Source organism: Microbacterium sp. AC145 (genome assembly GCF_979258505.1).
In genome coordinates, this window is the sequence record NZ_OZ409859.1 from 216,393 (window position 1) to 229,588 (window position 13,196).

Genomic DNA, 13,196 nt, shown 5'->3' on the forward strand with positions numbered 1-13,196 from the left:
GTGGGTCTCGCTGGTGGTGGTTCTTCGGTATCCCGGAACGGTGTTCTGGTGTTCCGGAATATGCTCCTGATCTGGTCATAAACCGGCCTGTTTCGGGGTGTGAATGTCGGTGGTGGCGGGTTGGATGGGGTCATGCCCACCCGCACCCATGCTCTTCTCGACCAGGCCGTCTTTTGCCTGGACGAGGTGCTGTCCGGTGTCGGGTTGGTGGGGTTGTCGGATGCGGAGCGCATCGACGTGCTCGTCGCGGCGGGGGCGGCGTTCCGGCGGGTGGAGGCGGTCGTGGTGGAGGCTCTCGCGACTGCTCCTGTGACGTCGACGGATCTTGCTCACACGGCGGGGTGTCGCACCGAGAACGAGTTGCTGCAACGCACCCTGTTGACTGACGTGTCGGCGGCGGGCCGGCTCGGGAAAGTCGTGGGGCTGGTGCACCGGAACGTGAGCCTGGTGTCCGGTGACCGGCTCCCTGCCCGCTGGCCCGCACTGCGGGAAGCGATGCTGGATGGCGCGCTCACGGTGGAGGGGTTTCTGGCGGCGGTGGGGCCGGTGGACAAGTGTGGGGACCGGATCACTCGGGAGGACCGGGTGCGGGCGGATGAGTTCCTCGCCGATCAGGCGTGCGGGCTGCGGGATGCGGATGCGGGTTCGGATGTCCCGCGCGGTCCGAAGCCGACACCGGCGGATCTGCACATCCTCGCCCAGGCCCTCGTCGCCCTGATGGACCCCGACGGCGCGGAACCGAAAGACAAGAACGCCCAACACCGCCGCGGCATCACCATCGGACGGCTCAAAGACGGGCTCCGCTCGATTCGCGGGTGGTTGTCTCCCGAAGTCGCCGCCCAACTGGAGACGATCTTCGACGCGATCAACAACCCCAAACGTGACGGTAAACCCGACCCCGGCGTCCGTTTCGCCCCCAGCGACGGCAGCGATCCCGACGACAGCGCTCGCGGCAGCGACGCCGACGCCGACGCCGACGACGGCCACGGCGACGGCGACGGCGGCTTCGGTAACGGTGACGGTGACGGCAGTGGCGCCGGCAGAGGCGGCTACGGCGACGGCGGCTTCGGTGACGGTGACGGTGACGGTGACGGCAGCTTCGATGTCGATGGCGATGTCTCGGACTCCCAAGACTGCCGCGCCGGGTTCGACCCGGCAGCCGAGGGTCTTCCCGATACCGCAGACCCCGCGAACTGTGATCCGCGGGGTGTGATCGATCCGCGCACCGCGGACCAGAAACGACACGACGCGTTCGCTGCGGCGATCAGCATCGCCGCCCGGCACGCGTCGATGCCCACCCTCGGGGGTGCGGCACCGACCCTGGTCGTCACCATCGACGCGAAAGACCTCGCCGACGGCACCGGATGGGCACGTCTCCCCGGAGCCCACGACCACCCGTTCGGGCACGTCCCGGCCCGCGTCGCCGCACAGACCGGCTGCACCGGCACCATCCAACGCGTGATCCTCGACGAGGGACGCATCATCGGAATCAGTACCACGAACCGGGTCTTCACCGCTCACCAACGCCGGGCGATCATCGCCCGCGACCGCGAATGTCTCATCCCCGGATGCCATACCCCGGCCACCTGGTGCGAGATCCACCACGTCACCGAACACGCCCACGGCGGACCCACCCACACCGACAACGGCGTCCCCCTCTGCTACTACCACCACCGCAGTCTCGACGGCTCCGGGTGGGACATCCGCATGCACACCGGGACCCCGCAAGTCAGAGGCCCCGCCTGGTGGGACCCCGACCAATGCTGGCGAACACCCGCACTAAGCCTCCCCGCCGACAACGCCAGGCCTGCCACCGGCGCCAGCGATGCCAGCGATGCCAGCGATGCCAGCGATGCCAGCGATGCCAGCGATGCAACCGATGCCAGCGATGCCAGCGATGCCAGCGATGCAACCGATGCCAGCGATGCCAGCGATGCAACCGATGCAACCGACCTTGCCGACCTTGCCGATGCTCCCGGCGGGAGGGCTGAACTCCGAAGCCCAGCCATGGCGGGCGTGGGATGAGCGGCGGCGAATTGGCAACCAGGGTTGCTAGAAGACATTTAGCAAACTAAGTTGCTAAGCATGGAATCCACGGAACTGGCCGCGACCGCTGACGACCTCCTGCACCCACGCGAGGGACTCCGTGCTGTTGCGGCTTTGCGGCTGCACGTCGAAGCGCTGGAGTTCCGCCAGGTCGAGGCGGCGTTGCGCGCCGGCTTCAGTTGGAGTCAGATCGCCGAGCTCCTCGGAGTCACACGGCAAGCCGTGCACAAGAAGTACGGCAAGCGTGTCGATCCGACCATCGAGGTCCCGAGGCGGCGGCACTCATGAGCCGCATCGTCAGCACCGTGAAGTGGTTTCGTGAAGTCAGCGTGCTGGCCGAAGATGAGCAGCGTCGAGCCGCGCATCCTGAGATCGATGTCGAGCACCTTTTCCTCGCACTGCTCAGCATCGGCGGGCCGGTGACCCAAGAACTCGCCCGCAACGGGGTCACCCTCGCCCCCGCCCGAACGGCGTTCCACTCACTCCACGCGAACCGGCTGAGCAGGCTGGGAATGACCCCGTCCACAGCTGCCGACGCTGACCGACGCATACCTTCGGGCAGCACGCGCGGGGGCTTCGTCTACCGAGAGGGAATGCGAGCGATGCTGGAGACCGCGGCTGCAAGCCCGCATCCGGATCGCACGCTCTTCACCGCCCTGCTCGACGAGCCCACCGGCCACGTGCGCGAAGTGCTCCGAGATCTCGGTGTCGACCCCGAATCCCTCGTCTCGTCGGCAGAACTCTCGTCGGCAGAACTCTCGTCGCCAGAATGCTCCGGCGCGGCGCCCCCGCCGAAGGCAGGCTTCGAGCGCGAATACCGCCGCTTCGTGCCCTTCCCGATCGATGAGGTGCGCACACTCCTATCCAACCCGCAACGATGGCTCGACTGGAACGACTTCGAGGCGCAGTCGACAGAGCTGAGGCCCGACGGTGTCGTGCACGCGCAGACCCGCGAGCGTCGCGTCGATGGGCGACCGGCTCGTCTCAAGCCGGCGTTCGCCACCACCGATCACCGCATCCGATCGTGCGATACGCCGGATGCGATCGAGTGGGTGCGCTCGTTCCCTCAGGCTCCGCACATCGCGGGTCAGGTGTTGCGCATCGATCTCGTGTCCCGTGGCGCCGGGACCGACCTCACGCTCTCGCTGCGTCGCGACGACACCGATGTCGCACCGGATGGGCTGATTCGCCGCACGGTCCGGGTGCTGCTCACTCCGCTGCGACGCATGATCGTTCGCGCGCACCTGCGGGGCAAGGCCGACAACATCTCGCGGGCGTTGCGTACCTGACGAGCGTCAGCGGAACTCGACCAGGCCTGCGTGCGCGGCCGTGACCAGGATCTGCACGCGGTCGCGCACATGCCACTTCGACATGATGCGTCCCAGATGCGCCTTCACCGTGCCCTCCGACACGATCAGTGCGCGAGCGATCTCGGCATTCGACATGCCCTGGGCCAGGCGCTGCAGCACCTCTTCCTCGCGGTCGGTGAGCTCCTCGAGCGTCCCATCGCCGCCGACCGGCTCGGTGTCGCGCACGTGCTTGATCAACAGTGACGCGATGCGAGGAGAGAGCGAGCTCGCGCCGCTGTAGACCTCCCGCACCGCAGCGACGATGCTCGCAGCGCTCGAATCCTTCAGCATGTACCCCGACGCGCCGGCACTCAGCATCGGCAGCACGGTGTCGCTGCCGTCGAGCGTCGTGACCGCCAGGATCTTGACGTCCGGCCAGCGTTCGCTGATCACCGCGGTCGCCTCGATGCCGTTCATCTCGGGCATCTGCACGTCCATCATCACGACGTCCGGACGCTCGCGCTCGACCGTGTCGATTCCTTCGAGACCCGACTCCGCCTCGGCGATCACCGTGATCTCCGGGTCTCGCGAAACGAAGTGCGAGAGCGCTGAACGCACCAAAGGGTCGTCATCGACGATCACTACGCGGATTTCGGGCATGGAGGAAGCCTAACCGGGGTCGACCCCAGGTGCGACGGCCTAGACCTTTGGCTAGTGAGGTCTGGACTCAAGACAGATGCGCGGCGATCAGTTCACCGAGAAGATCAATACATCGCTAAACAAAAGTACAACTCGGGAGGTGAATGTACATGTCTTTTTGGGATCAGGTTGGTCGCTTCTTCGGCTTCTATCGTTAATATAGCTGGCGAAAAGGAGATACTGAAGTATGGCTTCAAGTCTTGCGACGGGTGATCGTCTCGACGTCACCCGACTCGGTAAGGGCGAGAAGCTCAGCACGATCGAACGAATCGCCGTTCTGGCGGTCATCGGTACGATCCTCATCTTCGACATCGTCGGACTGTTCCTCCCTCCGGGGTTGGAGCCGCTGACAGCAGTCATCAGCATCGCCTCCAGTGCGGTTCTGGTTCTGTATCTCTGGTCGCCTCTCGTCGCGACATGCGCCCTCGGCGTCGTGTTCGCACTCTCTTTCATTCCCGGCAGTCAAGCCCAGGTGTTGACCACGGCCGCATTCGCGGCCGGTCTGATCATGCGGCTCGGGTGGACCTCACTGGTCCTCTCGTATGTCGGAGCATTCCTCGTCGCTTCCGCGCTGGTGGCAACCGGCGGCTCGACCGAGGTCTTCCGCGTCAGCATCTTCCTCGTGGGTGCTGCAGTGTCCGGAGCCGTGGGTTATGCGCTTCGGCTCGCCTTCGCCAGGGGCGGACCCTCGAAGTGCAACTGGCGGAGAAAGCCGAACAAGAACGGCAAGCAGTCCTCGCCGAGCGACGATGGATCGCCGGCGAGTTGCACGACAGCATCGCTCACCACCTCACCGTGGTCTCGCTGCACGTGCAGATGCTCGATGACGATCGAGCAAGCGCCTCCTCGCAGGAGGCCATTCGCATCGCCGCACGAAAAGCGATGACAGATCTGCGCTTCGTGATCGATCTCGCCGACGACGGCCCCCGCTCGACGGGCATGCCGTCGGGTGACCTCACCGCATCGATCGACGAAGCGAAAGAGGAGTTCGAGTCCGCGGGTCACTCCGTGCTCCTCAGTGGCGACCCCGCAGACGAACGGATCCCGCGCGCGGCCGAGATCATCCTCGCGCGCATCATGCGCGAGTCGGCCACCAACGCTCTGAAGTACGCCGGCGACGGTGAGATCGAGATCGACCTCGACGTCAGCGACGAATCCGCCACGCTCACCGTGACCAGTCCGCTCTCTGCCACTCCTCGGCGCGAGCTCTCATCGAGCCGCACCGGAATCGGGCGGATGGCCGAGCGTGTGCTCGGCGCGAGCGGCACGTTCGACGCCGGCGAGATCGGCGGACGGTGGGTCGTCTCGGCCAGATTGCCGATCGCGCGCGTCTGAACCGCTGTCTCAGGTGCCCGGAATACCGGAAGACTGGACAAAGGTCTAGGTGAGATCTCGACGTTAGACCGTACTCCATCGGTAAATACGCGGTTTACATTGGTATCACCCCAGAAATAGCGCATCCCCAGCGCTGTGATCGCGAGCGCGATCCTTGGAATCTGATCCCCATCGCGCTCGCGATCAGCTTCTCTCCAGTCGGTTCCGTCCGACCGGTCGATGATCGCTTCGGCTCAGCCGCCGACAGCCCGCATGTAGTGCCCATCCGTGGAGATTCCGGATGCCGCCACGGTGAAGCGCACGACCTCGCTGAGGTAGCGGTCCTCCGAGGCCTCGAAGATCAGCCCGTCCGCATCGCGCGAGATACGGCTGAGTCGCAGGATCGGTGTTCCCTGCGGCACCTGCAGCAGCGCGGCATCCTGCTCGTCGGCCGCCACCGCGTCGATCTGGTGCTGCAGTCCGACGATCGGATGCCCCAGCGAACCGAGGTACTCCGTGATCGAGATCTCATCGGGATCCACGGCGAAGAGGGTGCGGCCGACGGCCTCGGTGAAGAAGAGGCGCTCGAGCATCGTGGGTCGGCCGTCGAGCAGTCGCAGCCGCACGACGCTGACGATGATGTCGTCGGGCGAGACTCCGAGCAGCTCTGCGCGATCCCCGGCGCGCCGCAGGCTCAGCTCCTGCGTGCGGGCGCCCGGTGTGACGCCGAGCTCGCGCGCCCATCGGGTGAACGGCACCGAGATGTCGACGGCCTGGCTGGCCTTCTGCGAGACGACACGTGCGGGGCGACCGCGCCCGGTGTCGATCAGACCCTCCGACTTCAGGGTCGCGAGCGCATTGCGGATCGGCCCGCGCGAGGTGCGCCATCGCTCTGCGAGCTCGGACTCCGTCGGCACGTCGTCTCCCGGGCGCAGGACGCCCGTCTGGATCTGCGACCGCAACTCATCGGCGATCTGCGTGTATACAGCTTCTGGCACATAGGAATACTACTTCGGCATTCGTCCGTCTGCGTGCCCGTTCTTCTGGTGTTCATCCCGGGTAATCGCGGGTGAACGAACTCTGAACTCTTCCGAGTTAGGTATATATCTCGACCACTCGCCTGTCAGAGTTGCTGACGGATCACCTCCCTCACCCTCGAAAGGTCCTCATGAAGCTCCGTGCTCTCCCCGTTCTCGCCGGTGCCGCGATCCTCGCGCTCGGCCTCTCCGCGTGCTCCGGCGCAGCCGAGGCCACCGGCGACGCCGGTGCCGCAGAGTCGTCCACCGGCAGCGGCTTCGCGGTCGATGACAACACTCTCGTCTTCGGCGTCGTCCCCGACTCGGTCGACACCGAGACGAACTACCAGCCCCTGATGGACTACATCGCCGAGATCTCGGGCAAGACCGTCGAGTACCACGAGTCCACCGACTACGCCGCCCTGATCGAGGCCGCGGTGGCCGGCAAGGTCGACGTCGCCTCGTTCTCCGGCTTCACCTACGTGACGGCGACGAACAACGGCGCCGAGCTCACTCCGATCTCGTCGATCGTCACCGAAGAGGGCCAGGAACCCGGCTACTACTCGCAGGCGATCGTCCCGGTCGACAGCGACATCGACAGCTACGAGGACTTCGCGGGCAAGAAGGTCTGCTTCGTCGACCCGTCGTCGACCTCGGGCTACCTCTTCCCCTCCTACAACCTCCTCGAGGCGGGCATCGACCCCAAGACCGACATCACCCCCGTGTTCGCGGGCAAGCACGACGTGAGCGTGCAGAAGGTCGGCGAGGGCGTCGAGTGCGAGGTCGGCTTCGCCGAGGACTCCGAGGTCGAGAAGTCGGATGCCGTCAAGGTCATCGACGAGACCATGGTGCCCGGCGCTCCTCTCGTCTACTCGTCGAGCCTCCCCGACGACGTCTCGACGACGCTGATCGACGGCCTCGCCGAGATCACGATCGACGACATCATCGCCGCGGGCATCGACGGCGCGGACACGGATGCCTTCCGCAGCGTGTTCTACGCCACGAAGCCCGTCGACGACGCGTACTACGACCTCATTCGCGACATCTGCGAGGAGACCGAAGCCGAGCAGTGCAAGGCCTGATCCCAGGCATCCGCTTCGCTCCCGTTCGTTGAGCGAGGGAGCGAAGTGAGCGAGACGAGACGCACTGAAGGCTCACTGCGTTTCGTCTCGCTTCGCTCGCTCGACAACGGACTTCAGACGATCACGAGGAGAAACTGACATGAACACGGCATCCGATGCCCTGATCCGACTCGACGGTGTGACCAAGACCTTCGGCTCCACCACCGCACTCAACAACGCCTCCCTGCAGGTCGCGCGCGGCGAGATCGTCGTGCTCCTCGGGCTCTCGGGCTCGGGCAAGTCCACCCTGCTGCGGCACCTCGACGGGCTCGAACTGCCCACCGCGGGTTCTGTGGAGGTGCTGGGGCAGCAGGTTCCGACCCTCAGCGGCAGGGCGCTGCGGTCACTGCGCAGTCGCGTCGGCTTCATCTTCCAGCAGTTCGAGCTCGTGCCCTCGCTCACGGTGCTCGAGAACGTGCTCACCGGGTCGCTGTCATCCGTTCGCGGCCCGAGGCTCGGGTTGTGGGGCTACTCCCGCGCATCGAAGGTCCGCGCCCTCGAGCACCTCGACCGGGTCGGCCTGCTCGACCGTGCCTATCAGCGCAGCGACACCCTGTCGGGCGGCCAGCAGCAGCGCGTGGCGATCGCCCGCGCACTCATGCAGAAGCCCGACATCCTGCTTGCCGACGAGCCCGTCGCCTCGCTCGATCCCGAGTCCAGCGACCAGGTCATGGCGCTGATCCGTGAGATCGCGGCCGACGAGGGACTGACCGTGGTGTGCAGCCTGCACCAGGTCGATCTGGCGATCTCGTGGGCCGACCGCATCGTCGGACTCCGCCACGGCGAGGTCGTTCTCGACACCCCGACCACCGACCTCACCAAGGCCGAGGTCATGGAGATCTACGGCCGCGTCGCGACGACCACCGCCGAGATCCAGGCCGTGGCGATCGAACTCACCGAAGAGACAGCCGTCCTCGCCACAGACAAGGCCCGCGTCTCGTGACGCTGCTCGACTCTCCCGCGGGTGCCGCCACCCACCCCGGCGCCGGATCCGTCACCGATCGTGCCCCGAAACGCCCGCTCTCGCCCGAGCGGATCGCCGCCTCGCTGACCCTCCTCGCCCTGCTCGTGCTCGGCGTCCTCGCCGTGAACGAGGTGGGCATCTCGATCCCCGCGATGGTGCAGAGCTGGGGCAACGCCGAGAACTTCATGGCCCGCGTCGGCGGGCTGTCGTTCCCCGAGTTCGGCGACCTCGTCTGGCTGATCGCCCTCACTGTGGGGCTCGTGCTCGTCGGCACGCTGCTCGCCGCCGTCCTCTCGGTGCCCATCGCCTATCTCGCGGCGTCGAACACGACGCCGGGCAACGGATGGCGTGCCGCAGCGCGGTTCGTCGGCGTGCTCACCCGCGCGCTCCCCGACGTGGTGCTGGCCATGGCATTCGTGCTCATGTTCTCGCTGGGCACGCTGCCCGGGATCCTCGCTATCGGCATCCACTCGATCGGCATGATCTCGAAGATGTTCGCGGATGCGATCGAGCAGATCGACGAAGGCCCGCGCCTCGCGATCCGCGCCGCCGGCGGATCGAAGATGCAGGAGTTCTCCTCCGGCATCCTGCCTCAGGTGCTGCCGAGCTGGGTCGCCACCGTGCTGCACCGCAACGACATCAATCTGCGCGGCAGCGTCGTGCTCGGCTACGTCGGTGTCGCTGGCCTCGGCCTCGAGATGTCGTACGCGTTCAAGTCGCTCAACTACGGCAAGGGCCTCGGCATCGCCCTGGTGATCTTCATCCTGTGCATCGCGATGGAGATCATCTCGAGCATGGTGCGTGGCGCGATGCTCGGGCAGCAGAAGCAGACCCGCTCGTGGATCGACCGCATCATCCACCCGCGCCTGCGCGACACCGCCACCGCCACCGCCTCCGCCACCGCAGGCGCAGCCGACCGGCCGGCCTGGGCTGCCAGCCCGCAGTCGGCCGTGCGCCGTCCCTGGACCGCCGAGCGCGTGCGCCACACCATCGGTGGCGTCATCGCGGTGCTGGTCGTGATCGGCAGCGTCGTGGTGAGCCAGATCAACTGGGGCGACTTCTTCACCTTCTGGGCCAAGCTGCCCGAGGTCGCGGCCAGATTCTGGCCCCCGTCGTTCGGCAACTACGACGCGGCCGTCATGGTCTCAGCCATGGTCGACACGGTCGCCATCGCGCTGGCGGCCACCGTGCTGACGCTGCTGCCATCGCTGCTGCTCGGCTCGCTGGCCGCGAGCAACGTGGCCCCGAACTCCGGCATCCGAGGGGCTGCGCGCTTTCTGCTCGTCGGCATCCGCGGCATCCCCGAGTTGATCCTCGCGATCGTGCTCGTCGTGATCACCGGACTCGGAGCGCAGGCGGGCGTGATCGCGCTCGCGATCGGCGGCATCGGCCTGCTCGGCAAACTGATCGCCGACTCGTTCGAAGAGGTCGACCGCGGACCCGAGCGTGCGCTGCGCGCGGTCGGCGCGACACGACTGCAGACATACACCTCGGCCACGGTGCCGCAGGGGATGCAGGCGCTCATCGGCCACAGCTTCTACATGCTCGACACGAACATCCGCGCGGCGACGATCCTCGGCATCGTCGGCGGCGGCGGCGTCGGCTACTACCTGCTCAACGCCAGCCAGGGCTCGCGGTACGAGACGGTCACCGCGATCGTGCTCATGATCCTCGTGACGGTGCTGATCGTCGAAGGACTCGCGATGTGGATGCGGAAGGTGTTCCGGTGAGCGGCGCTGAACTCACGAACACGGCGGACACGGCGAACACGGCGGATGTCGTCGTCGTCGGCTCCGGCATCGTCGGTCTCGGTGCCGCCTACGCGGCCGTGCGACGAGGGCTGCGCGTCATCGTCGTCGACAGAGCGGATGCTCCGGTCGGTGCGACGATCCGCAACTTCGGGCACCTCTGCATCGGTGCGCAGGCGGGCGAGGCGCGACGCTACGCGGATGCCTCTCGCGACCTGTGGCTGCGCCTGTCGCGCGACGCCGGGTTCTGGCTGCGCGAATCGGGAACGCTGATCGCTGCTCGTCACGCCGACGAGATCGCGGTGCTCGAACACGCGGCGGCCGATGGCGGCATCCGGATGCTCGAGGCAGACGAACTCCTGCGCCTCGCGCCGCTGCGCGCCGACGGGCTGGTCGGTGGCGCGCGCATCGAGACCGACCTGCAGACAGACCCCCGCACCGCGGCCGCAGCCATCGTCCGTCACCTCGCGAGCCTGGGCGTCGAGTTCCGCTTCCGCACCGCCGTGACCGCGGTGTCGCGCGGACGCGTCGACACGACCCGGGGCGTGATCACGGCAGGTGCCGTGGTCGTCGCCGTGAACCATGACATCGATCAGCTGCTGCCCGAGATCGCCGAGCGTGTGGGTGTGGTGCGCTGCGCGCTCGACATGATGCGGGCGGCGGTCACCGTGAGTCATCCGCTCACGGCCCCGCTGCTGACCGGGTGGTCGCTCGTGCGCTACGGCCGATTCTCCGACAGCGCGCCCGCTGCGGCCCTTCGTGAGCGGCTGCACGCCGAGCGTCCCGATCTGGCGGCACTCGACCTCAACCAGATGTACACGCAGCTGCCGGACGGCACGCTGATCATCGGCGATTCGCACGCCACGGCCACCGCGCCCGATCCCTTCCAGCCCGAGGCGGCGTTCACGGCGTTCCTCGCCGAGGCCGAGGCGCTGTTCGACATGCCGATCCCGCGCGTGCTCGAGCGCTGGCAGGGCGTCTACGCCAAGGGACCGCAGGACTTCCTCATCGAACGGGGCGACGAGGAAGTGCTGGTGCTCGCCGCGACGACCGGCATCGGAATGACCACGGGGCTGGGGCTCGCCGAAGAGAATCTCGCATCCGCCTTCGGGTGGGAACCCGCAATGGAAGGAACATCATGACCACTCTCGAGACCATCCGCACCGAACTCGTCGTGCTCGACATGGCCGGCACCACGGTGCTCGACGACGGCGTCGTCGAGCAGGCCTTCCAGCGTGCCGCGGAACGCACCGGAGTCGCCGACCGGATGCCGTGGCACGAGGCTCTGACCTACGTGCGCGACACCATGGGGCAGTCGAAGATCGACGTCTTCACGCACCTCGCCGGCGGCGACAGCGTCGCGGCCGAGCGCGCGACCGCCGCGTTCGAGTCCGCGTACGCCGAGATCGTCGACGAGCAGGGGGTCACCGAGATCGCCGGGGCCGCCGACGCCATCCAGGGACTCAAGGATGCCGGCCTGCGGATCGTGCTCACGACCGGATTCGCCCCGGTGACCCGCGACGCCCTGATCGAGGGGCTCGGATGGCGCGATCTCATCGACCTCGCGCTGTCTCCCGTCGATGCGGGGCGAGGTCGCCCCGCTCCCGACCTCGTGCTCACGGCTCTGCTGCGCACGCAGACCTCGTCGGTGGCGGCGGTCGCCGTCGCCGGAGACACCGCCAGCGATGTCGAGTCGGGTCGCCGTGCGGGCGCAGGGTTCGTGGCCGGTGTGCTCACGGGTGCCCACGACGTCGACGCGCTGAGCGGTGCGGGAGCGGATGCCGTGCTCACCGATGTGACCGAGCTGCGCGCCGCTCTCGCTGAGCGCGCGCTGCTCGCTCCTGCCGTCGCCCGCTGAGAGGACGTCATCATGGGAACCCTGCTGGTGCGTCCTCCCGGTCACCGTCGCGATGTCACGCTGCGTCCTGCCGCGACCGCCATGGTTTGGATCGGCGAGGGGCACCCGCACGAGATGATCGCGGTGCCCGGGGTCGCCCTCGGCGACGGCGACGTGCTCGTGGCGGTCGAGATGTCGACGATCTGCGGTTCCGATGTGCACACCGTGCAGGGCCGTCGTTCGGCTCCGGTGCCCCTGGTGCTCGGGCATGAGAGCGTCGGCCGGGTGATCGCGACGGGCGACTGCGGTGCGACATCCGTCGACGGAAGCCCCCTGCGCATCGGCGATCGCGTGGTCTGGTCGGTGACGATCTCGTGCGGCACCTGCGATCGGTGCGCGCGGGGCCTGACGCAGAAGTGCCGCACGCTCGGCAAGTACGGTCACGACCGTGTCGGAGTGAACGGTGATCTCACCGGCGCCTTCGGCAGCCATGTGCAGGTGCGCGCCGGTACCGCGATCGTGCGCGTGCCCGAGTCGCTGCCCGCATCGGTGCTCGCGCCGGCGTCGTGCGCCACGGCGACGGCGTGGGCCGCGGTGAACAGGGCTGCCCGCGATCACGACCTCGAGGGCGCCTCGGTGCGTGTGCACGGTGCCGGGCTCGTGGGACTCACCGCGGCGGCGATCGCCGTCGAACGCGGCGCATCCGTCGAGGTGCTCGATCCGAACCCCGCACGTCTCGCGCTCGCGACGCGCTTCGGCGCCGCACCGCTCGACCATGACCCCGAGGTCGTGATCGAGGCCTCGGGGCACGCCGTCGCCGATGCCCTCGCCGGGGTCGCCACCGGCGGCACGGTGGTGCTCGTCGGCAGTGTCTTTCCGGCCGACCCCGTGCCTCTCGACGCCGAGAGCATCGTGCGTCGCCTCGTCACGGTGAGCGGGGTGCACAACTACACCGGCGCGGAACTCGCCGAAGCCGTCGCGTTCCTCGGTGGACGAGGACGCGCCTACCCGTTCGCGGATGCGGTGGGGGAGGTGCGCCAGCTCGCGGCGATCGACGAGGCGCTCAGCGCGGCATCCCGGGCCGGAGCACCGCTGCGGATCGGGCTGGTTCCGGGTCGGTAGGGGAGCGTCGGTCTGAGGAGGTCGGTTTCCGACGACTGCC

General features: G+C 67.6%; 13 protein-coding genes. 11 read left to right on the plus strand and 2 right to left on the minus strand.

Going from position 1 to position 13,196, the window contains the following annotated elements:
* Positions 1 to 132: 132 nt before the first annotated feature.
* From ACZZZN_RS01035 to ACZZZN_RS01045, 3 genes are read left to right on the plus strand one after another with little or no spacing between them, the layout of a single operon-like run.
* Positions 133 to 2,025, plus strand: a complete 1,893-nt coding sequence (locus ACZZZN_RS01035; protein ID WP_463503410.1) for an HNH endonuclease signature motif containing protein — start codon at positions 133 to 135, stop codon at positions 2,023 to 2,025.
* A gap of 60 nt (positions 2,026 to 2,085) precedes the next feature.
* Positions 2,086 to 2,334, plus strand: a complete 249-nt coding sequence (locus ACZZZN_RS01040) for a hypothetical protein (protein WP_463503411.1) — start codon at positions 2,086 to 2,088, stop codon at positions 2,332 to 2,334.
* Entirely contained in the window at positions 2,331 to 3,335 is a 1,005-nt protein-coding gene (locus ACZZZN_RS01045; protein ID WP_463503412.1) for a Clp protease N-terminal domain-containing protein, read from the plus strand. The genes ACZZZN_RS01040 and ACZZZN_RS01045 overlap by 4 nt, the downstream gene beginning before the upstream one ends.
* A gap of 6 nt (positions 3,336 to 3,341) precedes the next feature.
* On the opposite strand, the gene ACZZZN_RS01050 is transcribed toward ACZZZN_RS01045, so the two are convergent.
* Positions 3,342 to 3,995, minus strand: a complete 654-nt coding sequence (locus ACZZZN_RS01050) for a response regulator (protein WP_463503413.1) — start codon at positions 3,993 to 3,995, stop codon at positions 3,342 to 3,344.
* Between the two features lie 226 nt (positions 3,996 to 4,221).
* Between ACZZZN_RS01050 and ACZZZN_RS01055 the strand changes: the two genes are divergently transcribed.
* Positions 4,222 to 4,920, plus strand: coding sequence for a putative NADH:ubiquinone reductase complex subunit (locus tag ACZZZN_RS01055; RefSeq protein WP_463506618.1), 699 nt, complete (start codon positions 4,222 to 4,224; stop codon positions 4,918 to 4,920).
* The gene (locus ACZZZN_RS01060; protein WP_463506524.1) at positions 4,830 to 5,369 is read left to right on the plus strand and encodes a sensor histidine kinase; all 540 of its coding nucleotides are present in this window, start codon (positions 4,830 to 4,832) and stop codon (positions 5,367 to 5,369) included. Before ACZZZN_RS01055 ends, ACZZZN_RS01060 begins: the two co-directional genes overlap by 91 nt.
* 233 nt (positions 5,370 to 5,602) lie before the next feature.
* Here ACZZZN_RS01060 and ACZZZN_RS01065 read toward each other — a convergent pair whose 3' ends face one another.
* Complete coding sequence (locus ACZZZN_RS01065; protein ID WP_463503414.1) at positions 5,603 to 6,346, minus strand: GntR family transcriptional regulator; 744 nt, start codon at positions 6,344 to 6,346, stop codon at positions 5,603 to 5,605.
* A gap of 170 nt (positions 6,347 to 6,516) precedes the next feature.
* Here ACZZZN_RS01065 and ACZZZN_RS01070 point away from each other — a divergent pair, with 170 nt between their 5' ends.
* The 6 genes from ACZZZN_RS01070 to ACZZZN_RS01095 all read left to right on the plus strand — a co-directional run bounded on the left by ACZZZN_RS01070 (position 6,517) and on the right by ACZZZN_RS01095 (position 13,156).
* Positions 6,517 to 7,446: a phosphate/phosphite/phosphonate ABC transporter substrate-binding protein gene (locus ACZZZN_RS01070; RefSeq protein ID WP_463503415.1), complete on the plus strand. Its 930-nt coding sequence runs from the start codon at positions 6,517 to 6,519 to the stop codon at positions 7,444 to 7,446.
* A gap of 139 nt (positions 7,447 to 7,585) precedes the next feature.
* Positions 7,586 to 8,428: a phosphonate ABC transporter ATP-binding protein gene (gene phnC / locus ACZZZN_RS01075; protein WP_463503416.1), complete on the plus strand. Its 843-nt coding sequence runs from the start codon at positions 7,586 to 7,588 to the stop codon at positions 8,426 to 8,428.
* Positions 8,425 to 10,179, plus strand: coding sequence for a phosphonate ABC transporter, permease protein PhnE (gene phnE, locus ACZZZN_RS01080; protein ID WP_463503417.1), 1,755 nt, complete (start codon positions 8,425 to 8,427; stop codon positions 10,177 to 10,179). Before phnC ends, phnE begins: the two co-directional genes overlap by 4 nt.
* Positions 10,176 to 11,339 (plus strand): TIGR03364 family FAD-dependent oxidoreductase, encoded by a 1,164-nt coding sequence (locus ACZZZN_RS01085; RefSeq protein ID WP_463503418.1) that lies wholly within the window; start codon positions 10,176 to 10,178, stop codon positions 11,337 to 11,339. Before phnE ends, ACZZZN_RS01085 begins: the two co-directional genes overlap by 4 nt.
* The gene (locus ACZZZN_RS01090; protein ID WP_463503419.1) at positions 11,336 to 12,055 is read left to right on the plus strand and encodes an HAD family hydrolase; all 720 of its coding nucleotides are present in this window, start codon (positions 11,336 to 11,338) and stop codon (positions 12,053 to 12,055) included. Before ACZZZN_RS01085 ends, ACZZZN_RS01090 begins: the two co-directional genes overlap by 4 nt.
* Positions 12,056 to 12,067: 12 nt before the next feature.
* The gene (locus tag ACZZZN_RS01095; RefSeq protein ID WP_463503420.1) at positions 12,068 to 13,156 is read left to right on the plus strand and encodes an alcohol dehydrogenase catalytic domain-containing protein; all 1,089 of its coding nucleotides are present in this window, start codon (positions 12,068 to 12,070) and stop codon (positions 13,154 to 13,156) included.
* The last annotated feature ends 40 nt before the right edge of the window (positions 13,157 to 13,196 follow it).

Bases quoted from the DNA above. Each gene is read 5' to 3' on its own strand.
- ACZZZN_RS01095 (WP_463503420.1), top strand. From the start codon at position 12,068: ATGGGAACCCTGCTGGTGCGTCCTCCCGGTCACCGTCGCGATGTCACG.
- ACZZZN_RS01055 (WP_463506618.1), top strand. From the start codon at position 4,222: ATGGCTTCAAGTCTTGCGACGGGTGATCGTCTCGACGTCACCCGACTC.
- phnC (WP_463503416.1), top strand. From the start codon at position 7,586: ATGAACACGGCATCCGATGCCCTGATCCGACTCGACGGTGTGACCAAG.
- ACZZZN_RS01035 (WP_463503410.1), top strand. From the start codon at position 133: ATGCCCACCCGCACCCATGCTCTTCTCGACCAGGCCGTCTTTTGCCTG.
- ACZZZN_RS01040 (WP_463503411.1), top strand. From the start codon at position 2,086: ATGGAATCCACGGAACTGGCCGCGACCGCTGACGACCTCCTGCACCCA.
- ACZZZN_RS01090 (WP_463503419.1), top strand. From the start codon at position 11,336: ATGACCACTCTCGAGACCATCCGCACCGAACTCGTCGTGCTCGACATG.
- ACZZZN_RS01045 (WP_463503412.1), top strand. From the start codon at position 2,331: ATGAGCCGCATCGTCAGCACCGTGAAGTGGTTTCGTGAAGTCAGCGTG.
- ACZZZN_RS01070 (WP_463503415.1), top strand. From the start codon at position 6,517: ATGAAGCTCCGTGCTCTCCCCGTTCTCGCCGGTGCCGCGATCCTCGCG.
- ACZZZN_RS01050 (WP_463503413.1), bottom strand. From the start codon at position 3,995: ATGCCCGAAATCCGCGTAGTGATCGTCGATGACGACCCTTTGGTGCGT.